21 protein-coding genes and 1 riboswitch are annotated in these 24,422 nt (G+C 54.0%); of the genes, 4 read left to right on the top strand and 17 right to left on the bottom strand.

The window, feature by feature from the left end:
• Positions 1 to 146: 146 nt before the first annotated feature.
• The 5 genes from EK22_RS03485 to EK22_RS03465 form a co-directional block, all read right to left on the bottom strand.
• Entirely contained in the window at positions 147 to 1,013 is an 867-nt protein-coding gene (locus tag EK22_RS03485; RefSeq protein ID WP_036248119.1) for a M28 family peptidase, read from the bottom strand.
• Positions 1,014 to 1,073: 60 nt separating this feature from the next.
• Positions 1,074 to 1,457, bottom strand: a complete 384-nt coding sequence (locus tag EK22_RS03480) for a GFA family protein (protein WP_020157591.1) — start codon at positions 1,455 to 1,457, stop codon at positions 1,074 to 1,076.
• Positions 1,458 to 1,590: 133 nt separating this feature from the next.
• A complete protein-coding gene (locus tag EK22_RS03475; protein WP_036248116.1) occupies positions 1,591 to 4,878 on the bottom strand; it encodes an efflux RND transporter permease subunit in 3,288 nt (1,095 codons plus the stop codon).
• Positions 4,875 to 5,969 (bottom strand): efflux RND transporter periplasmic adaptor subunit, encoded by a 1,095-nt coding sequence (locus EK22_RS03470; protein ID WP_036248113.1) that lies wholly within the window; start codon positions 5,967 to 5,969, stop codon positions 4,875 to 4,877. The genes EK22_RS03475 and EK22_RS03470 overlap by 4 nt, the downstream gene beginning before the upstream one ends.
• 10 nt (positions 5,970 to 5,979) lie before the next feature.
• Positions 5,980 to 7,329: a TolC family protein gene (locus EK22_RS03465; protein WP_020157588.1), complete on the bottom strand. Its 1,350-nt coding sequence runs from the start codon at positions 7,327 to 7,329 to the stop codon at positions 5,980 to 5,982.
• A gap of 138 nt (positions 7,330 to 7,467) precedes the next feature.
• On the opposite strand from EK22_RS03465, the gene EK22_RS03460 reads away from it, so the two are divergent.
• Positions 7,468 to 8,025: a TlpA family protein disulfide reductase gene (locus EK22_RS03460; RefSeq protein WP_036248110.1), complete on the top strand. Its 558-nt coding sequence runs from the start codon at positions 7,468 to 7,470 to the stop codon at positions 8,023 to 8,025.
• A 17-nt stretch (positions 8,026 to 8,042) separates the two neighbouring features.
• On the opposite strand, the gene EK22_RS03455 is transcribed toward EK22_RS03460, so the two are convergent.
• The 6 genes from EK22_RS03455 to EK22_RS24855 are packed head-to-tail and all read right to left on the bottom strand — an operon-like array spanning position 8,043 to position 14,822.
• Positions 8,043 to 9,290, bottom strand: coding sequence for a peptidylprolyl isomerase (locus EK22_RS03455; protein ID WP_051961648.1), 1,248 nt, complete (start codon positions 9,288 to 9,290; stop codon positions 8,043 to 8,045).
• Positions 9,291 to 9,349: 59 nt separating this feature from the next.
• Entirely contained in the window at positions 9,350 to 11,770 is a 2,421-nt protein-coding gene (locus EK22_RS03450; protein ID WP_036248108.1) for a cytochrome c3 family protein, read from the bottom strand.
• 10 nt (positions 11,771 to 11,780) lie between these two features.
• On the bottom strand, positions 11,781 to 12,431 hold the full coding sequence (locus tag EK22_RS03445) for a c-type cytochrome (RefSeq protein ID WP_036248106.1): 651 nt from the start codon (positions 12,429 to 12,431) through the stop codon (positions 11,781 to 11,783).
• Position 12,432: 1 nt separating this feature from the next.
• On the bottom strand, positions 12,433 to 14,058 hold the full coding sequence (locus tag EK22_RS03440) for a cbb3-type cytochrome c oxidase subunit I (protein WP_020157583.1): 1,626 nt from the start codon (positions 14,056 to 14,058) through the stop codon (positions 12,433 to 12,435).
• On the bottom strand, positions 14,051 to 14,659 hold the full coding sequence (locus EK22_RS03435; protein WP_020157582.1) for a cupredoxin domain-containing protein: 609 nt from the start codon (positions 14,657 to 14,659) through the stop codon (positions 14,051 to 14,053). Before EK22_RS03435 ends, EK22_RS03440 begins: the two co-directional genes overlap by 8 nt.
• A gap of 10 nt (positions 14,660 to 14,669) precedes the next feature.
• The gene (locus EK22_RS24855; RefSeq protein ID WP_020157581.1) at positions 14,670 to 14,822 is read right to left on the bottom strand and encodes a hypothetical protein; all 153 of its coding nucleotides are present in this window, start codon (positions 14,820 to 14,822) and stop codon (positions 14,670 to 14,672) included.
• Positions 14,823 to 15,069: 247 nt separating this feature from the next.
• Between EK22_RS24855 and EK22_RS03425 the strand changes: the two genes are divergently transcribed.
• Genes EK22_RS03425 through rsfS form a run of 3 tightly spaced genes read left to right on the top strand, consistent with a single transcriptional unit; the run spans position 15,070 to position 17,321 of the window.
• Positions 15,070 to 16,326 (top strand): glutamate-5-semialdehyde dehydrogenase, encoded by a 1,257-nt coding sequence (locus EK22_RS03425; RefSeq protein WP_020157580.1) that lies wholly within the window; start codon positions 15,070 to 15,072, stop codon positions 16,324 to 16,326.
• On the top strand, positions 16,327 to 16,947 hold the full coding sequence (gene nadD / locus EK22_RS03420; protein WP_036248103.1) for a nicotinate-nucleotide adenylyltransferase: 621 nt from the start codon (positions 16,327 to 16,329) through the stop codon (positions 16,945 to 16,947).
• A gap of 32 nt (positions 16,948 to 16,979) precedes the next feature.
• Complete coding sequence (gene rsfS / locus EK22_RS03415) at positions 16,980 to 17,321, top strand: ribosome silencing factor (RefSeq protein WP_020157578.1); 342 nt, start codon at positions 16,980 to 16,982, stop codon at positions 17,319 to 17,321.
• Between the two features lie 58 nt (positions 17,322 to 17,379).
• On the opposite strand, the gene EK22_RS03410 is transcribed toward rsfS, so the two are convergent.
• From EK22_RS03410 to EK22_RS03385, 6 genes are all read right to left on the bottom strand, one after another.
• Positions 17,380 to 17,949 carry a hypothetical protein gene (locus tag EK22_RS03410; RefSeq protein WP_036248100.1) on the bottom strand — a complete coding sequence of 190 codons (570 nt, stop codon included), beginning with the start codon at positions 17,947 to 17,949 and terminating at the stop codon, positions 17,380 to 17,382.
• A gap of 47 nt (positions 17,950 to 17,996) precedes the next feature.
• Positions 17,997 to 19,835 (bottom strand): TonB-dependent receptor domain-containing protein, encoded by a 1,839-nt coding sequence (locus tag EK22_RS03405; RefSeq protein ID WP_036248098.1) that lies wholly within the window; start codon positions 19,833 to 19,835, stop codon positions 17,997 to 17,999.
• A 103-nt stretch (positions 19,836 to 19,938) separates the two neighbouring features.
• Positions 19,939 to 20,145, bottom strand: a riboswitch (cobalamin riboswitch).
• Between the two features lie 268 nt (positions 20,146 to 20,413).
• Positions 20,414 to 21,229: a bifunctional DNA-formamidopyrimidine glycosylase/DNA-(apurinic or apyrimidinic site) lyase gene (mutM, locus tag EK22_RS03400; protein ID WP_020157574.1), complete on the bottom strand. Its 816-nt coding sequence runs from the start codon at positions 21,227 to 21,229 to the stop codon at positions 20,414 to 20,416.
• Positions 21,230 to 21,390: 161 nt separating this feature from the next.
• On the bottom strand, positions 21,391 to 22,737 hold the full coding sequence (locus EK22_RS03395; RefSeq protein WP_020157573.1) for a GldG family protein: 1,347 nt from the start codon (positions 22,735 to 22,737) through the stop codon (positions 21,391 to 21,393).
• Positions 22,734 to 23,486: an ABC transporter permease subunit gene (locus EK22_RS03390; protein ID WP_020157572.1), complete on the bottom strand. Its 753-nt coding sequence runs from the start codon at positions 23,484 to 23,486 to the stop codon at positions 22,734 to 22,736. The genes EK22_RS03395 and EK22_RS03390 overlap by 4 nt, the downstream gene beginning before the upstream one ends.
• Complete coding sequence (locus EK22_RS03385; RefSeq protein ID WP_036248096.1) at positions 23,483 to 24,418, bottom strand: ABC transporter ATP-binding protein; 936 nt, start codon at positions 24,416 to 24,418, stop codon at positions 23,483 to 23,485. The genes EK22_RS03390 and EK22_RS03385 overlap by 4 nt, the downstream gene beginning before the upstream one ends.
• Positions 24,419 to 24,422 lie beyond the last annotated feature (4 nt).

The following is a 24,422-nucleotide window of genomic DNA, read 5'->3' as shown; positions in this document are numbered from 1 at the left end:
CGTAGGGTATGCACCGCGTACCTTTTCAAAGTTATCAACTTTTGAAAAAGGTATGCGGTGCATACCCTACAGGGTTTAACAGCAGCGAGGCGTCCCGGGTCGAATACCCTATAGGGCACAAGTGAATTCGACCCTACAGTTTGTTCTTAACCCGTCAGCGAAGCCAACATCAAAAACAACCCCTGAGTCATTCTGGCAAACGGCTCGTAATCGAGCTGATCAGGCGTATCTTCAGGCGCATGATAATAGGGGTACCGATAGAGTGCCGTATCGGTCACCATAAATGCCTTATAACCATGCCGCCAGAACGATGAATGATCGCTCCAGGAAACGCCCGGCACTATGTCCGGCGCCGCAATCATTTGCAGCGGAAAATCGGTTGACGCGGAAAACGCTCGAGCGCTTTCCAGCATGACGCCTCGGGATCTCAGGTTGGCAACAAAGGCGATAAAATTGCCGGTATCGGGATAGAAGTATTTAAGCATGGGAGGATAGGCCTGGCTGCCCGGGTCATTCCTATAGCAGGCGATGGTTTCCAGCGCAATCATGAAGCGTATCGGTTCGCGGCGCTGTTTCGCGGCTTTGGCGTAGATCATGCTGCCCATTTCTTCGCTGTAGAAAAAAGGCGGCTCTTCATTGACAAAAGCCACGAAGCGAAGGCTGACATTGGGCTTTAAGCCGCTGAACAGGCGGGACAGTTCCAGTAATGCCGCGATACCGCTGCCATTGTCATTGGCGCCGGGGCTGCCGATGACCGAATCGTAGTGGGCGCCCACCAGAATGTATTCGCGATTGCGGTTTTTGCCTTCACAGGTAATTTCAAGATTGGCGCGCTCGACCCCTCGGTCCTTGTAAACATGCGACCGGACTTCATAGCCTTGCTTGTGCCATTCCTCAGTGATGTAGTGTGCGGCGGCATCCAGCGCCTGCGGATGAAATATATTCCGTTGCCCAATCTCGCCGGCAAGTTTGTACACATGCGTTTTCAGTCGTTCTACGGATATCTCGGCCATGTTTTTATGGACAGCAACGGTTGAGTTGGGTTAACTATTTTTTCATGTCATTCGCATTTGTCAGACTTCCCGGCTTTTGTGAGCCAGCTTGTGCGCATGATTCTCCCAGTTTTGACCGTCGAATTGTTCTATGGTTATCGAACGGGGCTTTGTATCCAGGCAGCGGACATTGATATCGTAACCGTCCGGGTTCGAGCGCGGAATATAAAACGGCTTGATGCCGCATGTCCTGCAGAACATATGTTTGGCTACTCCGGTGTTAAAAGTATAGGTGCTGATATTCTCTTCCGGGCTCAATAACCGGAATTTCGATTTCGGCACGATCAAATGCAGGAAGCCCGATTTCGCGCAAATGGAACAATTGCATTCTTCCACTTGTAAATCCTCCGGTGCTTCCACTTCAAACTGAATGCCGCCGCAGTGGCAACTTCCTTGATATTTCATAGTTGGCCTTTTAGCTTGAAAATTTAGCTGATGTTGTGAGGCCAAAAAATACCACAGAATACACGAAGTTTTTTACTTAATCTTCGTGCCTCTGTGGTAAGAAAATAGCTACTGCTAAGGCTAGAATTTGATTTTACAATTCCGTCTCTATATTCAGCTCTTTGGGCTCGTTCCGTTTGATCAGGAAATAAACCACCGGAATCACCACCAGCGAAAACAGCGTAGACGCCACGATGCCGAATATGAAGCTCCAGGCCAGCCCTGAGAATATCGGGTCCAGCACGATGATCGCGGAGCCGAATACGGCGGCCGCTGCGGTCAGGAAGATCGGCGTCAGACGTATGGCGCCGGCTTCTATCAGCGCTTCGGCCAGCGTCGTTTCGAGGTCACGGTTGTAAGTGCGTTCGATGAAGTCGATCAGGATGATCGAATTCCTGACCACGATGCCGGCCAGAGCAATCATGCCGATCATGGCCGTGGCCGTGAAATAGATCGGCGTCGGATAACCCGCCACCGGCTCCGTGAACAGGTTCAGCAGCCAGAAGCCGGGCATGATGCCGATGATGGTCAGCGGGATCGCGATCATCATCACCAGCGGAATGCCCAGCGATCCGGTCTGTCCCACCAGCAACACGTAGATCATGACCATGGCCGCGCCAAAGGCCAGGCCTAAGTCGCGGAAGACGTCGACGGTGATTTTCCATTCGCCTTCGCCGGCCATGTCAGCCGTGTAACCGTCGGGCAAAGGGTTCTCGTCGAAGTAGTCGAACATGTCCAGTATCGCTTCTACCGGACTGCGGCCGGCCATTTCAGCTGTTACATAAGACAGTCTTTGCAGATTTTTATGGTGAATGGTCGTGTCGCCCGATTCGACGGACATCGTGCCGATTTCACCTAGCGGCACCAGATGACCCTGGTCCGATTTAACGCGCAGCGACAACAGATCGGGCAGGGTGGAACGGATGGCCCGGGGCAGCTGCAGATAGATTTCCAGCGGCTTGCGTTCGGTCATGATATGCATGGAACCTGCCGCCGAGCCTTGCACGGCCAGCTGCAGGGTTTGCGCAACCTGAGCGGCGGTAATGCCGTTCAGGGCCGCCTTTTCGCGGTTCAGGCGGAAGTGTATTTTTTCATGCTCGGCATCGACCATGTCGTCGACGTCGACCACGCCCTCGGTTTCGGCCAAAGCGGCCTTGACGCGGTTGGAGACGTTGATGATGTCCTGATAGCTCGCTTCGGGCGGACCGTAGACTTCGGCGACCACGGTCGACAGCACGGGCGGGCCGGGCGGCAGCTCGACTATTTTGAGCTTGGCGCCGTACTCTCTGCCGATGCGTTCGACTTCAGGCCGTATGCGCAGGGCGATGTCATGCGATTGATGCTCGCGGTGTTCCTTGTCGATCAGGTTGATGCGCACTTCGCCGACATAACTGCCCTGGCGCAGATAATAATGACGCACCATGCCGTTGAAATCCATCGGCGAGGCCAGGCCGATGTAGGATTCATAATCGGTCACTTCATTGACGGTGGACAGATAGCGGCCTAAAGCCCGGGCGACTTCGTCGGTCTGCTCCAGCGTCGAGCCTCGGGGCATGTCGATGACCAGCTGCAGCTCGTTTTTGTTGTCGAACGGCAAAAGTTTCAGCGGCACGGCCCGGGTCACGGCCAGCAGGGCGGAGGCGATGAAGGCGATGATGATCACGCCGATAAACAGCCAGGCGCGCCGCGGCGAAACCAGCAACGGCGCCAGTATCCTGTTATAGATGCGGTAACCGGCGCTTTGCTTCAGTTCGAACGGCTCGCCGTGATCCTTGCCGTAATCGCCTTTCAGCATCCGGTAACTGGCCCACGGCGTCACGGTAAAGGCGATGATCAAGGACATCAGCATCGCGATCGGCACGTTAAACGCCATCGGCGCCATGTAGGGGCCCATCATGCCGGTGATGTAAAACATCGGCACGAAGGACAGGATGACGGCAAAGGTCGCCAGGATGGTCGGCGGCCGGACCTCGTCGACGGCGGTCAGCAAGGCGCGAAGCGGCGGCTCCTTGCGCAGCTTGTAGTGACGGTGGATGTTCTCGACGTCGACGATCGGATCGTCGACCAGCAGGCCCAGCGACAGGATCAGCGCGAACAGCGTGACGCGGTTGATGGTATAGCCGAAAATCAGGTCCAGCAGCAGCGTGACGGCGAAGGTCATCGGCACGGCGATGGAAACGATGAACGATTCTTTCAGGCCCAGGCTCAGCGCCAGCAGCACGATGATGGTCAGGATCGCGATGCCTAAGTGCTTGACCAGCTCGTTGACCTTGTGGTCGGCCGTCTCGCCGTAGTTGCGCGTAACGCTCACGAGGAGGTCGTCCGGAATCAGGGTGCCGCGCAATTCTTCAGTGGCTTTGATGACGTCCTCGGCGACGCTGACGGCATTGCTGCCTTTGCGCTTGGCGATGGCGAGCGTCACCATCTGCCGTTCTTCACCGGCCTGAGGCAGGTCGCCTACGGCCTGGCCGACCGTATGCATGTGTTCGGCGGCAGGGCCGAAACCGATACGGGTGTAGTGCTGCACATCGGCAGGTCCGTCCTCGACGCGCGCGACATCTCGAAGATAGACAATGCGGCCATCGATGCTTTTAATGACCGTCGCGGCCACTTCTTCCGGCGTTCGGTAGAAAGGGCCGGCTTCCAGCAGGATTTCGCGGTTGTTGTGCTCGAATGCGCCGGCCTGCACGTTGATGTTGGCCTGAATCAGCGCCTGCCTGATTTCCAGCAAAGTGGTATTGCGCGAGGCCAGTTTGCCCGGATCGGGATAGACGGAAATGCGCCGCGGCGCCGCACCGACGACCCAGCTTTTGCCGACGTTTTCCACCGTGCGCAATCGCTCGATCAGTTCGTCGGCAATGCGCCGCAGGCTCATGGAATCATATAGGCCGTTTTGCGGCGACAGGGTCAGCAGCACGACCGGCACGTCGTCGATTTCCACGGGCTTGACCACCCAGTTGGTCACGCCGGCCGGTATGATGTCCAGGTTGGCCAGCAGTTTGTCGCGGGTCTTGATCAGGCTGTTTTCGCGGTCTTCGCCGACAAAATAACGGACCGTGATCACGGCCTCGCCGGGTCTGGACATCGAATACACGTATTCCACGCCGTCGATCTGGCGCAGCAGGACTTCCACCGGCGTCGTGACCAGTTTTTCCACTTCCTCGCTGCTGGCGCCCGGGTACTGCACGAACACGTCCATGACCGGCACGATGATCTGCGGATCTTCTTCGCGCGGCGTCAGCACCAGTGCCGCCGCGCCGGCCAGCAGGGAAATGATCAGAAACAGCAGCGACAGTTGCGAGGTCGTGAACAGTCTGACGATGCTGACCGTGAAGCTGTCTTTTTTTACCGGCTCGGCGGTATTGGGTTGATGCTCGCTCATTCGGGTGAACCGCTGTTGATCAGTATGGTTTCGCCATCGCGCAGGCCGGACAGCACTTCGATTTGATCGCCGTATTGCTTGCCGGTGCGGATATGGCGGGTATAGATGTGATTGTCTTTAACGATGGCGACTGCTTCGAGCTGGCCGTAGTGCCGCACGGCGGATACCGGTATCAGGATAGCATGGTGTTCCTCGGTGCAGTTCATCAGCAGCCAGGCCAGGAGGCCCGGTTGCAGCCCCTCGGCTTTCGGCAGCGCGGCCTTGACCAGCTGGGTGCGCGTTTCTATATCGATTTGAGGGGTGATCTCATCGATTTTGGCTTTTAAAATGTTATCCAGGGCATCAATGCGCACATCGACTTCCATGCCGGTACGGATGCGGCTGGCGCAGAAGTTTGGAATCGCAACCTCCAGACGCAAATCCTCGGGTTTTTGCAGAATAACGACAGGCTCGCCAATGAGTCCCATGTCGCCGGGATCTTTCAACCGTTTGGAAATGATGCCGTTGAAAGGCGCGTGCAGAGTATTTTCACCTAACGAGACGCGCAGTTGCTCGAGGGCGCTGGCGGCCTGCCTGACATTGGCCTGGGCGGCTCTGGAGCGGGCGATGGCGGCATCGTAAGTTTCGCGCGTGGCGGCTTGTTTTTCATAGAGGAATCGGGTTCTTTTCTCATCGGCAACGGCCTGGGCGGCCTGTGCCCTGGCTGCGGCCAGGCGCGCCTTGGCTTCATTCAGGCTCGCCGTCGCTTCGCGCTCGTCCAGCCTGGCCAGTACCTGGCCTTTTTTGACGCTGTCGCCGGCATTGACTTCGATGCTGGTGATGCGCGCCGTGTATTTGGGTGAAATATTGGCGACGATGCGCGAACGGACTGTACCGGGCCAGAACTGGACATCATCGGTTTTGCTTTGGCCGACCACGAGCGTCTGTGCATTGGCCGGCACAGGCTTTGCCGCAATTTCCTGAGTGCCCGGCTCTACTTTATCGCCGGCACCGATAAGGCCCAGCGCGTAAAGAATGACCAGGAAAAGCCCAAGGATGGCGGCGGCCGGGATGAGCCATTTGTTTTTCATGGCCGGGTTGTGATCTGTCATAAAGATTCCTTTATTTCCAATTACCTAACGCTTTATTGAGTTCGGCTTCCGCCTGCAGGGCATCGTAACGGGCGGCGATGACGCGCGAGTTGGCCTTGTCGCGCGCGACCTCGCTTTCGATATAGCGCGTGATGGTGACGACATCGGCCTGGCGCTGTTCGCTGACAAGCCGGAAAGCTTCCTCCGCGGACGTGACCGAAACGGTTGTCACTTTGACCCGTTCCAATGCCTCCTGAAGTTTCAAATAGGCGGTTTTAACGTCATTTTCGATGTCGAGCTGTATTTTCCGGGCGATTTTCTTCGCTTCGGCAAGCTGCCTTTCGGCTTTTTTCACATTTTCGCTGGTTCGAAAACCTGAGAAGACGTCCAGTTCGACCTGGACGCCGGCGGTGACATTGTCGCGGTTGGTCGAGTAATCGAGGTTCTTGCTGTCGGAGCCGTAGCTGAGATAAGCATCGGCTCGGGGCAGATGAGCGCCTTTGGCGGCGCTAAGCTTGCGCTCGGCAATTTCAATCTGTTTCTGGGCGGCTTCCGATTCGGGGCGCTGTGCGATTGCTTGAGTCAGCAGCGTTTCAAAAGATTTATCGAGTTGCGGCAGTTGCCAGACCGAACTTTCGGCGATACCGAATTCTCCACTGGCATCGATTCCCATAAGGGTCCTGAGTCCGCTTTGAGCCAGTTCTATGGCATTGGCGGCCTGGATTTCGGCATCCTGGGCCTCGGCCAGTTGCACTTCCAGCGATAACACGTCGGATTTGAGTACGGTTCCGGCTTCATAGCGGGTACGGCTTTGCTCCAGCTCGCTTTTTACCGCATCAATGGAGCGCTGAGCCACTTTATGCGCTTCCTTGGCGGCCAGCACGCTGTAAAATGCGGAGGTGACTGCCTGAATCAGCTGGTTGCGCGTCGCCGATTCCTCAAGTGTGGCCGCGTCCACGCCCAGTTCGGCGGCTATTTTGTTTTGATAGTCCTGGCCACCGTTAAAGAGCGAGTAAGTGGCGATCACTTCCGGGCGATAATTGTCGACACCGCCGGGATGGTTGAAGTCAGTACCGCCTAAGTCCAGCCGCCGCTGCGAGATAACCATGCTGAACGCGCGGGCAGGATTGTCGGAATGCTCGTAGGAAAGCCGCGTTTTGACTTGCGGATAAAAGCTGGCCAGCGCCTCGCCGACCTGGGCTTCGGCCTGGGCAATGCGTTCATGCATGACCTGCAGGCTCGGATTATTGTCCAGCGCATAATTGACGGCTTGTTCGAGTGTGTAGTTGTTGCTTTCGGCGACGGCCGGGGCGGAAAAGCCTATGCAGCCCAGTAATAAAGCCGTAGCGGCGGAGGTAGCGTATTTTGATAGGTCAAACATGGTGTATGCCGTTTTTTTTGTTATTTGCAGTCGGAAAATCAGCCTGGATATACTTTTAGTATATTAGGAATTATTAATATAGTCTATCGACTCTGTTTCGGTTTATCTCAATCTCTTAAGTCATTGGCGTATAACATTATGATTAAATTGGTTAAAAAAGAAAAAGCGTTCCCGATATGGTATATCGGCATGGCCGCAATATTGGCAGGCGCTAGAGGATTTTTTGCGCCCGCCATGGCTGCGCAGACCGAACATATCAGGCCGGTAAACAAGGTCAGGGCTCTACCTGCTTTGATCCTGAACGACCTCGATGGAAAAGAGCATAATCTGTCTGAGTGGCGCGGCAAAGTCATCATGCTGAACTTTTGGGCGACCTGGTGCGGTCCTTGTCAGATTGAAATTCCGTATTTTATGCAATATCAGCAGGCCTATGCAGGGCAGGGACTGCAGATTATCGGCATCGGTCTCGATGAGACAAAAAAATTACGCAACTATGCCCGCACCCTGGGAATCAATTATCCAATCCTACGCGCCGACCCCGCCCAGCAATATGAGTTATTGAATCAGTGGGGCGACCCGGCCGGCGTTCTGCCTTTTACCGTTATCATCGATCGCGAAGGCCGTGCGGTCTTCATGCAAACCGGTATCTTTAATGATGAGGTATTCGACACGATCGTCAAACCGTTGCTTGAGTGACCGGCCGGGCTCAAGTATCAAATACGGTCTTTTATCTGCCAATCCAGCGGATGCCTGGCCATGACCTGTTCCAGATAAGCCGTCATTTTCTCGGCAATCAAGGTCTGTTTTACCCTATCTTTTATCCCTGCAAATTCTTTACGCTCGGCAGGCTTTCGGTTCACGATCATGACCAGGTGCCAGCCCCTGGGGGTCTGGATAATATCGCTGACCTGATTGTTTGGCAGTATTTTCAGGACCTGTTCGACCGCGTCGAAACCGCTGCCTTCCTGCAGCCAGCCCATATCGCCGGCATGCTCGCGGCCATACGGATCGATGCTGTATTCGGCCGCCAGTTTAAACAGGCTTTCACCGGCCTGTATGCGTCGGCGCAGGGCTTCGGCCTGTTCCCTGGTGGCCGCGACAAGCTGGCCGATTTGCCTGCGTTCGGGGATGTAGCCGATCTCCGGATGTTTATGGAAATAATCGAGCAGCGTTTTATCGTCGGGTATCCATTGCCGTTCCTGTGCCGCCAGCAGCATTTTGGCGCCCAGATAGTGCCCGTAATCGGCCACTTGCGTTTCAACGTCAATGCCCTCGGCTACTGCCGCACGTGCCAGAAGCATTAGTTCAAGCCACTCGTTGACCTTGTCTTTAATAGGTTGAGGATCTGTGCTAACAGCGCCTTGAGGCGGCATCAGATCGGCGTATTTAATGGTATAGCCGGTCGCTTCCGCCAGTACGGTATCGGCTTTTGTATTTTTATCCAGACGTTCGAAATAAGTTTTGATGCGGGCTTGTTGTTTAAGCTCGGCTATGCGGCTTTCCTTCAAATTCTTGAATTGCCGCGCAATATAGGCGGCGCGGGCCGCCATAAGCGCGTCGCCGTTGCCTTTCAAGTCGTCTTTCAGTCGGCTTTCCAAGGCTGCCGGGATGCTGATCTGATCGCGCAGATGCGTCAGATAACGTTGCGCCAGCAGGGACGTGCGGAAATTGCTCATTTCCTGCCTGTAGGTCTGGGTTTCGGTCATGCCCGAGGCGACGGCTTCCTGATAGAGCGCTTCCGATCGGGCCAGACGCATCAGCATGTCGCCGCGCAGGTAGGCCTGGTCTTTTTCATCCATCGCCGGAAACTGACTGGCGAAAGGCGCCGCACTCATGGCTTTTTCCAGTTGCTGTTCGGTAACCTGGCCGTTGCCGACTTTGACCAGCACCGTGTCGGCGACGGCAGCGCCGCTAATGGTGCAGGCAAGCCAGAATAATAAACCGATCTTCTTTATAGGCATAAAAACTGTCTCATCGTTGCATCCATGCCGACGGGGCAATGCCCATCGGCGTTTTGCGGTTATTTAGGATTTTTGCCGCCCAAATCCGGCGCGTTGGCATGTATCCAGCTGATTGCCGCATCCAGATCATCCTTGATTTTCTTGCCGTTCCAGGTCAACGCTTCCGCGACAACCGGCACGCCGAATTGGTTGGTCTGATGACAGGATGCGCATAACAGCGGACCGTGGCTGCCGTCCGGATTGTATTGCGGGGCCTGTTTGTAAGTCGTGGTGTCGACTGCCGTCGTTACGGGGTACAAGCCGTGGATGGACTCGTGACAAGCCTGACAGGCAAGGCCGGCATGGCCTTTCGAATAGCGCATCAGACTGTACTTGCCGGGCTGATTGATCGGGAAGGCTACGCCGCCCTGGCCTTCGACGTAGGGCGGAGCGTGACAGTCGGCGCAATGCGGCTCGCCGGGCGCCAGCCAGTAGTCCCGACCGTGTGAGGCCGCGTCATAGGAGACCGCCGTGACGCCGTTGGCGTCTTCCGGCACTGTCAACGCGGACATTTTTACCGAAGGATTGGCCGATAATATCGAGACATTAATATCACCGTCTTCATCCTTGGTCACCAGCGGTTTGCCGTCTTTGGTGGCAATGACGGCAATATCAGGCACCATGTGGTCCTTGGCCCAGGTTTTCAGAATGCCGGATTTGCCGGGGGTATCATGGCCGTTTTCATCCGGTACCACTTTAGGATCAAGATACTGTTCTTCCAGCGTTCTGCGGTCGACGCCTATCGCCTTGGCGATGTCATCCAGCGACTGGTCGCGGATGGTTTTGCCGGTTTGCTTGAAGGCATTTTCCAAATCATCTCGCTGATACAGTTCCCTGGAGAGCTGGGTATGGCAGTTGGTGCACCAGACGCCGTTGCCGCCTTCGCCGGTGCCGATTTTAGAGACATTGGCCTGTATCCATTTGCCGATTTCATTCAGATGCTCGGGGGTACCGACGCCGTCTTTATCCTTGTCGGGGTTGGAATGGACGTCGCGGCTGGCAAAACAGCCGCCTTTGGAGTCGCGGTTGTCGGATGAGGCGTAAAAATTCCTGCCGTCCGCCGTGATGGCATAGCCGTCCATGGAGCCGTCCTGCCTGTGCGAAGGATGGCAGCCGGCGCAGGTGCCGGTGCGGCCGTACGAGTCGGGCATGGGGCGTATGGTCTGATGAACCCGGTGCAAGGCTTGCGACAGGGGCGGAATCGGATTGTCGCCTTCAATTTTCTGGCCGCCGGAAATGACTTCGACGACACCCTTCGATTGCAGCACGCCGATGACGTTATCGGCATGGCATTGCTGGCATAAAACCGGATCGGCGCCCAAGCGGTTTTGGGTGGCTCGGCTCGATGGATCGTATTTGGCCGTAAACTGTGTGCCGTGGCGGGCGTCGTGGATCTGTAAAATGGAAATGGATGTGGCCTTTAAATCGGCCATGTAATCGCTGGCGCCCAGACCTTTCCAGAACGCTTTTTCCTGTTTGTACAAAGTGAAGGTGTCGCCATTGGCGTTCTCATTGGAATGGCAGTTGGAGCAGTTGGGCACATCGATCGGATTGGTGCCGATGAATTTCACGGGGTTGCCGGAATGGCTATCGATAATGGGCTGATTGGTTTTGGCGTCGACCAGTCCCACCCAGGCTTCCTGATAAGGCCGGATGTCACTTTCCACGATTTCCAGCGGGCTTTTTCGCATCATGTCGTCATAGAAGGGCGTCAACGGCAGACCCAGCGCATCCCAGATGCCCGGGTTGGTCAGCACGATAGGCACGTTGTCCAGTACCGGCGATTTGGTATAAACAACGGTGCCCTTATCGCCCGTGTAATGCAGATGGCCGCCTTTCACGGGGCTCGGCGCCGCCGCGCCGGCCGGGCCCATATCGCGCGGGATGGGGATTTCGATGCCGATCCGCTGCTTTTCGCTGTCCTTGCTGGTGTTGTTGGGATTGTCACCTTTCAACCCCTTGTAGACATACAGGTGGGTGAAATAAGCGTTGGCGACATTCTCATTATTGCCGTATTTGCCATCGTGGTTTACGTCGTACGGTATGTTCCAGTAAGCCAGTTTCGTGCCTTCTGAAAAGGTGTTGCCGACGTGACCGTATTCAAGCTTCATGCGCTTGTCGCCGTCGACTAAAACGGTCGGATCGTTCGGGTCGGCGGCCAGCAACCGCGGAAATTCATAGGTAGAGCCGGCCGTCTTAATGACCTGGCTCTGGATGGAATTGTAGGGCGGCAAGACGCAACAGTAAGAAAAGTCAAAGCCGGTGCAGTGCATCCCCAGTTCATAATTGATGGTGATGTTGTAATCGTTCTTCGGCTTCTGTTCATTCGCCTTAAAAATCTTACTGCTGCCCGTCCCGGGCGTTTCCTGGGCGAAAACCGGCAGGACTGACAGGCTGCCTGCCAACATCGTGGTTAACAGGCCTATAGGCAGGATGTTCATAGTCTCACCATCACTGCAGTTGCTGGTAATATTGCGCAAGCTCTTGTATTTCCGTATCGCTCAGCTGCTGGCTGAGTATGCGCATGCGACTGTAGATGTCGTTGTGGCGCTCGCCATTTCTATAGGCCGTGAGTGTGGCTGCGAAATATTCGGCCTGCTGCCCTGCCAGGGCCGGTATATCCATTTTCTCGCCTTGCCCTTCGGGGCCATGACAGGTGTAACACGGAGGCAGGGTGCGCCTGCCGTCGCCTTCGAATACCAGTCGCTCGGCAATTTCCAGCTCTTTATTGCCGGCTTTGTTCCTGGGCGGCGGCAGTGAACTGTACCAGGCGGCCATATCGGCCATATCCTGGTCGCTTAATCCCGCCGCTATCGAGGTCATGAGCGGGTGAGTACGCTGGCCGTTTTTGTAATCCTGCAACTGTTTGTAGATATAGGTTGCCAACTGGCCCGCCAGCGAGGGAAACTCAGGCGTCGGACTGATGCCTTTTTCGCCGTGACAGCCAATGCACTGGGCGGTCAATTCCTTGCCGTTTTTGCTGTTGCCTTTTTTTACGAAGTTCAGCTGGTCGGACGTCCAGGCAACTTGAGAGGAGGGTTCGGCATGTGCAAGGCTTGTGGCCAAAAGACCCAGCAATGCCGTTTGGATTATTTTATTCATGTTAGTACCCCCATCCGCTTGATTCGAACGTGTCCATGAAAAAGAACTGAAGAATAGGATAGCCGAAACTGATAAGCATGGCGGCTGCTATGACCCAGTTCCAGATTTTGAAGTCATTCAGAAATTCAGGCAAACGAGCGACCGGATAGATCGGTTCGGCGTATTCGACTTCGCCTTTATAGGTTTCAGTTGTTGAATTTAATTGAGTCTTCGCCAGATTGTAGACAAATAAACAAGCTGACCCCAGCATTATCAGGCCGCCGACAATCATGGCCAGTTCAAATGTATCCCATGCCAGGGTAAGGGGGCTGTTGTACTGAACGCTGGAAATGCGCCGGGGCTGGCCTAATAATCCCAGAATGTGCCAGGGAGTGCTCAGGACGACCATGCCGATAAACCAGGTCCATAACTGCAGTAAGGCCATGTTCTGCGAGAACAGCGGCTTGCCCGTCAATATTGGCCAGAGATAATAAGCAATGGCAAAGTACATGATGACGGTCGTGCCGGCAAAGATCAGGTGAAAATGGCCGGGAACCCAGGCGGTATTGTGAATCATGGCGTTCATGGCATAGCTGGCATTGACGATGCCGCCGAAACCGCCCAGCATCAGCATCATCAGGCCCAGAATCATGGCCAGCACCATCGGGTTGCGCCAAGGCAGGGCGCCAATCCAGCCGAAAAGGCCTTTGCCGCCGCGCAGTTTGCCGGCTATTTCCAGCGAGGCAATCACGGCAAAGCCGGTCAGCAGTGTCGGCAGGGTGACGATAAATGTACCGATGCCGTGCAATAGCTTCCAGCCTTTGGCCTGCTCCGGATCCATATATAAATGATGGAAGCCGATTGGCAGGCTGAAGACGACCAGCACAATAAAGGAGACTCTGGCCAGTTCATCGCTCAGTATATAGCTGCCCGCCTGCTTTGGCACGAATACATAAAAGGCCGTGTAGGCGGGGATCAGCCAGAAGTAAACAATGGGGTGCAAGGTCCAGGCAAACAAGGTGCGCGCCAGTCCGGGATCGACCGTATCCATCCAGCCGAAAGCCAGAGGGATCAGTTGAAACAATACTTCCAGGGCAACACCGACGCTGGTCCATAGCCATAACACGGCATTGGACACGGTTGCGAACATAGCCAGAGGCACAGGCTGTCCGGGGTTGGCCTGCTTCCATTGCCCCATCATGACAATCATGATCCAGCACCAGACCCAGGAGCCGGCAAGCAATAAGGTGGCACCGACGTAAAACAAGGAGTGCGCCTGTATGGGCGGATAAAAGGTATAGAGTACGGAAGCGGAACCTGTCAGCAAGGGGATGGCTGCCAGGACCGTACCCAACAGGGACACGCCGAAGCCGGCCCAGGCCAGTTTTATGTTCCATACCGGCTGCTTCAGGCTGGTCGTGGCCGTGTAATAACCAAAACCGGGTATAAAAAAAACCGTTAAAACATAAGCCATCAATACGCCATGGCTGCTGACCGAAGCGAAATAAACCCGGCTTGACTCAATAATCGGCAGGAAGCCGCTGCGTTCCAGAACCTGATAGGCGCCCATGAATGAGGCGATAAGGAATGCCCCGAAAGCGATCCACATATGGCTTAGCGCCAGTTTTTTTTCTTCAGCATCATTCATGACTGCTGTCTCCTTTGGAAGCTGTTTTTACCGGTGCGGTCCAGTGTTCTTTCGCGACGACTGTGATACTGCCCCACATGTGATCGTGTCCCATGCCGCAATATTCATTGCATAGCAAAGGGTAGTTGCCGGGTTTTGGAAAATCGGTCTTCAGCTCTGCGACATAGCCCGGCAGTATCATCGTATTCATGTTGGTCATGGGCAAGTGAATGCCGTGCAAGACATCCATGCTGGCCCAGCGGAATGTTAAAGTCGTGCCGGAAGGGACGGTAACCTGTTTGGGGTAAAATCCGTAACGACCGGCTACTATCCGGACCGTGATATTGCCGCTTTCATCAACCTGAACGCCCAGGTTGTCCTCGGCGAATTCCTCGCTCAGATGCAGGCGGGCTGAATCGATGGTTTCAACATGGCTGGGAGGATTAATGCCGTGAAACAGCGCATCTATGATAATGATGCCGACAAGCAGGCCGGCCATGCCCAGTATCACGTATACCCATTTTTTTTCCAACGGATCAATATGAACAGGGTCGCCTTTAAACTGCTCGGCTAAGGACTGGATTGCACTGGACCATTTCTTTTTCAATGGGTCGGTATTCATAAGGTCCCCTTTAGTCTATAGCACCACGCGGCAGAAATACGCCGTAATAGAGAAACAGCCAGGCGGCAACCATGCCGGCGCCAACCATTAGCATCAGAGCCCAGGTGCCAACAGGCGGGCTCTTGATGATTTTTTCGCGTTCTTCTTCGCTTAATTGAGTCATAGCTTCTCCTCGATTTTTTTATTGTTATTGCTTCTAGAGCGATGCCGGAGGTTCGGCCGATCCGGCGGATGGAGCGGATGCTTGTCGAGACTGACAATTCCGAATGTAATGATGAAACGGATGAAAAGTCAATTTTTAATTTATCTGTTTGAAAAATAAGAAATAACTAAGTAGAAATGCTTACTGTCAATGGGCATGGAATCGATTTATAATAGAAAGTTAATTTAGATCCGTTTGAGAGAGAATCATGGAAATCAAACAATATATGAGCAGTCTGGGCCTTAACGCCAGGGCAGCGGGGAGAGAAATCAGTCGAACCGAATCGTACAAGAAAGATCAGGCTTTACTGAAAATAGCGGAAATCATCGAAGCCGATCGAGACATGCTGATTGCGGAAAACGCCAAGGATCTGGAGGCCGGCAGGCAAAACGGTCTGGATGCGGCATCGCTGGACAGGCTGGCCTTAACACCGGCGCGCATCCAGGCGATGATCGAAGGTCTGAAACAGGTGGCCGCCTTGCCTGATCCGGTCGGTGAAATCAGTGATTTAAGCTACCGGCCCAGCGGCATACAGGTCGGGCAAATGCGCGTGCCGTTGGGCGTGATCGGCATTATTTACGAGTCTCGTCCCAATGTGACGGTTGATGCCGCGGCCTTGTGCCTTAAATCGGGCAATGCCTGTATTCTACGAGGCGGCTCGGAAGCGCTGCATTCCAATCAGGCGATCGCAGCCTGTATCACCAAAGGTCTGGCGGAGACCGGCTTACCGGTGGAGGCGGTGCAATGTGTGGCGACTGCGGATCGCGCGGCCGTCGGCGAATTGATCACGATGGACCGGTACGTGGATGTGATCGTGCCGCGTGGAGGCAAAAGCCTGATCGAGCGTATTTCCAAGGAGGCCACGATCCCTGTGATCAAGCACCTGGATGGCATTTGCCATGTCTATATCGACGATAAAGCCGATATGGATAAGGCCATTAACATAGCCGTTAATGCCAAAACCCATCGTTACGGGGTTTGTAATGCCATGGAAACATTGCTGGTGGCCGAAGGCATTGCCGCGAAAGTATTGCCGAGACTGGCCAGGGAATATGAGGAAAAAGGCGTGGAATTGCGCGGCTGCCTGAAAACCTGCTCCCTGATTCCAGGGTGCAAAAGAGCAACCGAGGAAGACTGGCGCAGCGAATACCTGGCGCCGGTTTTATCGATCCGGATTGTCGATGGGCCGGATCAGGCCATGGAGCATATCCATCGGTACAGTTCCGGCCATACCGAAGCCATCGTCACGGAAGACTACACGCTGGCCCGACGCTTCCTGAGGGAAGTCGATTCCAGTTCGGTCATGGTCAATGCCTCGACGCGTTTTGCCGACGGCTTTGAATATGGCTTGGGCGCCGAGATAGGCATCAGCACTGACAAACTGCACGCACGCGGCCCGGTCGGTTTGAAGGGCCTGACCTCGCTGAAATACATTGTGCTCGGCGATGGCCATATCCGGCAATAAATGATCGGTATTTTGGGCGGCACGTTCGATCCGGTGCACTACGGTCATCTGCGCCCGGCGCTGGAAGTCAGGGAAGTTTTCGGGTTGACCGAGATCCGCTTGTTGCCCAGCGCCCATCCGCCCCATCGCGAACAACCAGTCGCCACGGCGTTGATGCGCGCGCGGATGCTGGAATTGGCTATTCAAAATCAGTCCGGCTTTGTCATCGATACCCGGGAACTGGACAGGGCGGGTCGGTCCTATATGATCGATACGCTAAAATCCTTCAGGCTGGAATTCCCCGAACAGACTTTAATATTGTTTGTCGGGGCCGATGCGTTTAAAAATCTGACCAACTGGCATTGCTGGCAGCAGTTGTTCGATTATGCGCATATCGTCGTGATGACGCGGCCAGGGGTTCAATTACAGGAACTTGACGGCTATTTCGCGGCCAAAAAGGCTAACGGGATAAGCGAGCTCACGCAGGAGCCGGCCGGCAAATTATTCTTTCAGCCAGTTACACAGCTTGAAATCTCGGCAACGGCTATCAGACAAATGATTGCGGAAAAACACAATCCGGGTTTTTTATTGCCTGATGCTGTCATAGAATACATTAAGCAACATAAGCTTTACGAGAGTTAAGCTCTCATAATTTATTGACTATAGGAATTTGAATGCGAACAGATGAGTTATTAAATATTGTCCAGACCGTTTTGGATGAACGCAAAGGACAATACATCACCACAATAGATGTCAGGGGTAAAACCAGTTTTACCGATTATATGGTTATCGCTACCGGTACTTCCGATCGTCATGTTCGGTCTTTATGCGAGTACGTATCGGAAAAAGTCAAAGAGAGCGGTTTTAGACCGCTCGGCATCGAAGGCGACCAAGGCGCTGACTGGGTATTGCTGGATCTGGGCGATGTCATCGTTCATGTGATGACGGCCCAGGCACGCGAGTTTTATCAACTGGAAAAATTGTGGTCGGTTGACCGGGCCAAAGAAGTAGTCTGATTGGTACGGGCAGAACATTAGTGGCACAGAGGGCTTAAAGCCCTCTGTGGAAACAGCTTCAAACTTCTTTATGTGCTGCCTGTAAGTCAGGCATTGATTTCAATAGCTTGATAATCAGGTAACCGGCTAATCCATAAACCATGGCGAAGCCTACATAAGGCGGATAATACTGTGCCACGCGAGCAACGTATTGTGCCCATGACAAATCCGTATAACGTCCTGAAAATAGATAGAAACTGCCGTTCGAGATGACGAATGCAACTGAGGTGGCCAGTGTCATCAGACCGACCGAGATGGCCAGTTCGGGTGCGTTAAATGATTTGAACTTCGAGCAGTAACGGCCCGCCAGCCACATGACCGCATAGGTCGGAACCAGAAATACATAGGCAGGGGACACGCACCAGGCGCTGGTGCCGTTTGCGATCGCGACATAATCGATCAAGCCGGCCAGCAATAACAAAAAGGCGAATAAGGCTTTTTTGCGGTAAAAGCCGGCGAAGAAGAAAACCGCCAGCGAGGCATCGGGCAGATGCAGAACATCGCCGAAATGATGAAAGCGCGTCAGCGCCATGATAGCGATCAGCGGAATCGGCAAATACTCGACTTGCAGCCATTGTTTTATATTCATATTGTTATCTCCAAATGGGTTAGTGATTAAAGTCCAGCGATGTAGGGTCAATTATTATAATGAATAGCGAGGAAGAAGTTCCTGTCCGCAGTATTGTAAGTATTAATTGTCTGATAGTTTTTATCCAGCAGGTTATTGAGTTGCGCGCTCAATATCCAGTTTTTATTGAAATGATAGGCTGACCGCAGGTCGACGGTGACGTAACCGGCCACTTTGGTCTGGTTGCGAGCATCATCGAAGCGGTCGCCTTGGGCCAGGACATGCGTGCCCAGATCCAATGATCCGAATGACCTGGACAGATCAACCGACAGGGTTTTCTCGGCGCGGCGCGGCAGGCGGGCATTGGTTTCGCGGTTTTTGGGGCTTAACAGGTTGAGGCTCAGCTTACAGTCCCAACCTTGCCAATGCTTGCTGATTTCAGCCTCAATCCCGTCTATTTGAGCCTTGCCGGTATTTTCCGCGCTGAATTCAAAGGTGACGGGATTCATGACCGGCGTGATCAGGTCGTCGATATTGGTATGATAGCCTCGTACTTCCCATTGCAGCCAATGATCGCCGGCAATTCCCGCTTCAAACGAGGTCGATTTTTCCGGTTTCAGGCGGGCATTGCCGTAATTCGGAAAATAAAGATCGTTAAAGGTCGGTGCCTTGAAGGCATTGCCAAAGCTGGCAAAAAGGCTGATGCCGTGCTCCGAGTTATAACGCCAGCCGAAATTGCCGGTAACATAATCGCCGAAGGCCTCGTTTTCATCCCAGCGCAGCGAGGCATTGATAAAGTGATTGTCCAGTATGCGGCTGTGCAATTCCGTGAATATGCCTATATCGTAGCGGGATTTTTCATTATAAGATGTTGTGCCTTCCACCTCATCGAAGCGGTAATCCGTGCCGGCAGTCAGTTGATGATTGTCGGACAACGTGAATTGATTCAGCCAAGTGGCATTCCAGCGCGTCGTGTTGAAACGGCTGGCGAATGACCCGTCGGGCGCAAACTGGTCGCTGTCGTCACGGCTTTGCCCCAGGCGCAGCGTTGACCGCCAGTTATCCAGTAGATCCATACTGGCCGATGTGCCGACCACTTGGTCAACGAATTTGGTTTTGTTCTGGAAGTTGCCGTCGTATTCGTTTTTGCCTTCGGCGCGCATGAAAAAGGCTTCCAGTTCGGCATTATTGTCGAAACGGTAGCCGAGCCTGGCGTTCAAGCCCGTGTTGCGGTAACCGTCCTTGTCGGGCTGGTCGAGGCCGAAACGTCCCGGGACCGGCTCGCGGTTATCGAAGCCCTGGGAATTGAAATGCGATGCACCCAGGCTGTACCAACTGTTTTTCCATTTGCCGCTGACCGTGCCGGAGGTCTTGATGGTATCGTATGATCCGCCGCCGGCATCCACGCTGAAACTGGGTTTTTCTTCCTGACCGCCTTTGCGGGTAAAAATCTGGATGACGCCGCCTATCGCTTCCGAACCGTACAGGCTCGATTGCGGGCCTTTGATGATTTCCACGCGCTCGATCTGGTCGATGGGAATAAACTGAAACGGTGTCGTGCCCAAGGTCGCCGAGCCGACTTTAATGCCGTCGACCAGGACCAGTACGTGATCGGAATTGGTGCCGCGCATGTAAACGCTGGTGTTTTGACCGTAACCGCTTTGCGTCATATCGATACCGGTCGTGTGCCGCAACAGTTCCGGCAGGGTTTTGGATTGCAGACGTTCGATATCGGTTCGGGAATAAACGGTTGCCGAAGCCGCCAACTGGTTTTTCGGGGTTTCCGTTCGTGTGGCCGTCACGACCATTTCGGGTAAATTGAGCGATTCGTCAGCCTGAGTTTCCCGAGCCTGTACAGAGCTGTTAAAACCGGCCAACAATAATGAACTGACTATGAATTTTCGCATGTGTCCTCTGCGCCGCCCGCGCATAAAGGTTGTGTAATAACAACGGAGGACAAAAAGAAGACGACGAAGATATGCTGTCTTTTTCGCAGACAGCCCTCCGCTGTTCCGAATAATACTTTCGGGCCGGTCTCCGGGCTTATAAGTGGCGAGAGCCTGAATCGTCACCTTCCCATGCATGACACAGTGGCATATTAACGATTCTTTCACTTATCTACCGTTGCGGGGGCAGCGTCGGCATTGGCATAACCTGACCGACTTCCCGTTTAACCATCGGCAAAAAACCGATGGAACCTGAAAGCAGGCGGCAATTATAAGGATTAACAGGGATAAAGCAAATTTATCGGTATGGCCGGTTCGTTTCAGTTAAATACCGGCAACAATCTGCCGGACACTTACGGTTCGACAAGTATTTCCATGCCTGAATTTGACGATATTACCGCGCCGCTACGAAGATATTCGACAGATGCGGACATTAACCAGCCTTAATTGATTCGATTCAAAGTGGGTGAAATTCGGGATAGCGTTCGTAAATTTTCGAGTCAAGCCGCTCATGTTGGAAGTAGAAGTGCACCTTACCATTACCGCTGACAATCGCCGCAAAATACCGTTGAACGATTGGATAACCTGATTTCCTTTAAAGTCTGTCGGCAGCGGGGGCAAGGCAGTCCAGTCCGGCCGTAGACATTGAGCTGTTGCTGGAAATAGCCCGGTTTTCCGGCTTCGTTGACAAAGTCGCGCAATGTCGTGCCGCCTTGTGCGATAGCCTGATGCAGGATCATACGAATACAGTCGGCCAGTTTCTGATAACGGGACAGGGCAATTTTGCCCGCTTGACGTGCGGGGTGTATGCCGGCCATGAACAAGGCTTCATTGGCGTAGATATTGCCGACGCCAACCACTATGTGGCTGTCCATAATGAATGACTTGACCGCCATTTTTTTGTTTCTGGACAATTTATAGAGCAACTCGCCGCTGAAATCCGCCAGCAATGGTTCGGGGCCGAGGTTTTTGAGCAGCGGATGTTGTTCGGCCGGCGCCGATGTCCATAACACCGCGCCAAACCGGCGCGGATCGTTGAAGCGCAGGATGATATTGTCATCAAAAATAAAATCGATATGGTCATGTTTGCCGGTGATCTGGCCGTTGGCAATGATCCTCAAACTGCCGGACATGCCCAAATGCAGCAGCAACGTGCCGGCATCGGTGGCAAGCAGCAGATACTTCGCTCTTCTGCAAACGGCTTGTATGCGCCGGCCTTTCAAGATTTGATCGAGATTTTCCGGCACCGGCCAGCGGAGGCTGGGTTGGCGGATAATGACGCGTCTGACCGTTTGTCCTTCAATATAAGGCGCTATGCCGCGTCGGGTCGTTTCAACTTCGGGTAATTCGGGCATGAAAGTAAAGCCAAGGAGTCAAAGGTAATGGTGCTTAAAGCATAAAACCACGAAGCACACGGAGGACATGAATTTATTTGGTTTTGCCCGGCAATTCATGCCGTCGTTCATGAGTCGCGTGTTTTCCGTGGTTTGCTGATCAATCTATTGAAATTTTATATTTATCGCCGTTTGCGTCGGCGCCAGATCAAAAATCCGGTGCCCATTAACGATAAGGGTATGACCAGCAGGAAGCCGAAGCCGATGACGGCAACCGATGTTTCTGTCAATTGCAGGCTTTTATCGCTGGCGGTTTTAGCCGGAATGTCGATAAAACGGTCGTCATGGATCAGCCAGTTGACCATTCTGAGCCCCATGTCCAGGTTGCCGACATTGCCGATATAGGCATTGGACAGAAAATCGCCGTCCCCGACGACGACAATGCGTTGCTGCGTTTTTTCATTGACGGCGCGCGTCAACGCATAGGCCACGGGCAGCGGACCTTGTTTTTCATCGCTGTCGGCATCAAATTGGACATTTCCTTTAACAGGGCCGGTTTCTGTCCAGGACTGTCGGGCGCTGCTGAGTATGGCTTCGGCCTGAAAATCCGATTCCGCGTCCATTTCCAGCGCCGCGGCAGCGGGATAGATCGTGGTGGTCTGGAAACCTTGCGTGATGGCGTGAGGCCCGTATTCCGCCACGAGCACAAAACTCGGATCGGTAATGCCGTACAACTGGGTACTGCCGTCCATGATGGCGCCAGGCAGTCGATGTATGCCCAGGCGCTGCTCCAGGGTATCGAGATGCACGGCATCAGGATCGGCCAACACGAGCAGATTGCCGCCTTGCTCTATGTAGCGATTGATGATCTCGGTTTCGTTCGCCAGCAGCGGCACTGTCGGGGCGGTCATGACCAGCAATGCCGAGTTATCGGGAATGGCCGGCAGGGTGGCCAGGTTAATGGTTTGGGCGTTGATCTTGCGTCGGGCCAGTTCCTTGCCGAATTGCTCCAGATCAAAATTGGCCTGTCCTTCAACCGAACGCTCGCCATGGCCGGTCAGGAACGTGATCCAGCGTTCATGAGCATTGGCCAGTTGCAGCAGGGCATTGGTCAAGGATGATTCATCAATAAAGGTTAATTTCTCGATACGACCCTGATATTCGATCAGAATGGCGCCGGCTGGGCCGATATTCAGCTCGCGCGTCTTTTCCGGTTGCGTATCGGGATCTATGAAAGTGAGGCTCAGGTCGGGTTTATGTCGTTTGTAACGATCGACCAGTTGCGCGATCTGGCTGCGAATCGGCTGATCTGCTTTCATGTAAACCGTGATGGCGAGTTTGTCCGGCATGGACGCAAGCAGCTTTACCGAAGCCGGAGACAGCGTGTTGCCGGCATTGGCGGTTATGTCGGTTTCCAGGGTGTAGCGGGTGCTTAACCAGGCCAGTCCACCGATGGCGGCCAGCAACATCAAGGTCAGCAGCAGGTTTTTCACGCGTATCCGCTGATGTATGCGTCGGGATATCTTCATCTTTGCAACCGGTCGTTATCGAGTCTGCGTATGCTGAGCAGGATAAAAGTGCTGATAAACAGCAGAAAATAGCTGATATCGAGGCTGCTGACCAGGCCGGTTTGAATATTCTGGAAATGCCTTAACAGGGACAGGTATTCAAACAACTCGCTACGTTGGTCATCCATGCCCATTGTCCAGTCCAGAACCCACAGCACCAGTAACAAGCCGAACGTACCCAGGGCGGCAACGGTCGGATGACCGGCCAGGCAGGATACAAATAGGCCGGTCGCGGCGAAAGCGGAAACCAGCAGCAGTAACGCCAGTATGTTGGCGAACAGTTTGCCGAAATCCAGCTCGCCGCCCGCAAGCAGGGATAACGGCATCAGCGCGGTCAGCAGGATTATCAGCAGCAATAAGCCGAGCGTGCCCAGATACTTGCCGATAATGATGTCGCTGTTGGAAACAGGTGCCGAAAGCAGCAATGACAAGGTTTTGTTTCTTCGTTCCTCACAAATCAAGCGCATGGTCAACAGCGGGGTTACCAGCAACAGGATAATGGCCGCGTTTCCGAACAAGGGTGTGACGATGATATCGGTCAGCCCCGGCGCGCCTTCGATAGCAGCCAGTTTGGGCTGGAGCATGGTAAAGGTTTCGACTTGCGATAAGAATAAAAAGGCGAGGATGAATTGCAGAATCGCCAATATCGTCCAGGCCATCGGCGATGAAAACAGGGTTTTAAACTCACGCGCGGCAATAGCTAGAATCATAAGTCGATCTGTTTCGGTTCTTGGGTCAGGGTAATAAAAATATCTTCCATCGATCGTTTGATCGGTGTCAGTTCCTGCAGACCCCATCCTGAAGCTACAATGGTCTCGGCAATTCGCTCGGCCGTGTGGTCGTTCGTGCTGTGATGAATTCTGATCTGGCGTTCGGTCACGGTTTCGATGGAGGTCACGCCAGGCAGCGACATCAGCGCGTCCAGATCAGGCGGGAGGCGCGTACTGGCCCGCAACGTGCCGGTATTCATTTGCCGGTTAAGGCCGGCAATGGTTTCTTTCAGGATCAGTCGCCCCTGATGGATGATTTGTACATGCGAACAGGATTCCTGGACTTCGGTCAGAATATGCGTGGACAGGATAACACCGTGATCCTGGCCCAGTTCGCGGATCAGCGTGCGGATTTCACGGATCTGAATAGGGTCGAGGCCCACGGTCGGCTCATCCAGTATGATGACTTCCGGGTTGTGCAGGATGGCCTGGGCAATGCCGACGCGCTGCTGGAAGCCTTTGGACAGATTGGTGATCAGCCGGTCGGCGACGTCATTGAGACCGCAGCGCTCTTTAGCCTTGGCGATGGCCGGCTTTATCGAACTTCGGGGGATGCCGTGCAGTTGCGCGCAATAATGCAAAAACTCCTGCACGCTTAAGTCGCGGTATAGCGGCGGCGTGTCGGGTAAATAGCCTAGGCTCCGTTTGGCTGCTTTGGGCCGGTCGAGCAGATCAAAGCCGTTGATTTTAATCTGGCCGGCACTGGGCGCCAGATTGCCGCAAAGCATCTGCATGGTTGTCGTTTTACCGGCGCCATTGGGTCCGAGAAAGCCCAGTACCTCGCCTTTTTCCAAGGTAAAGCTGACGTCATGTACCGCACAATGTTTGCCGTAATAGCGATGCAGATGCTCGGCTTCTATAAGAGTTGTCATGTTA

This window comes from Methylobacter sp. BBA5.1, assembly GCF_000746145.1.
In the GTDB taxonomy this organism is placed as follows: domain Bacteria; phylum Pseudomonadota; class Gammaproteobacteria; order Methylococcales; family Methylomonadaceae; genus Methylobacter; species Methylobacter marinus.
Note: the sequence above shows the minus strand (reverse complement) of the source record. Positions and strands in the feature narration are given on the sequence as shown.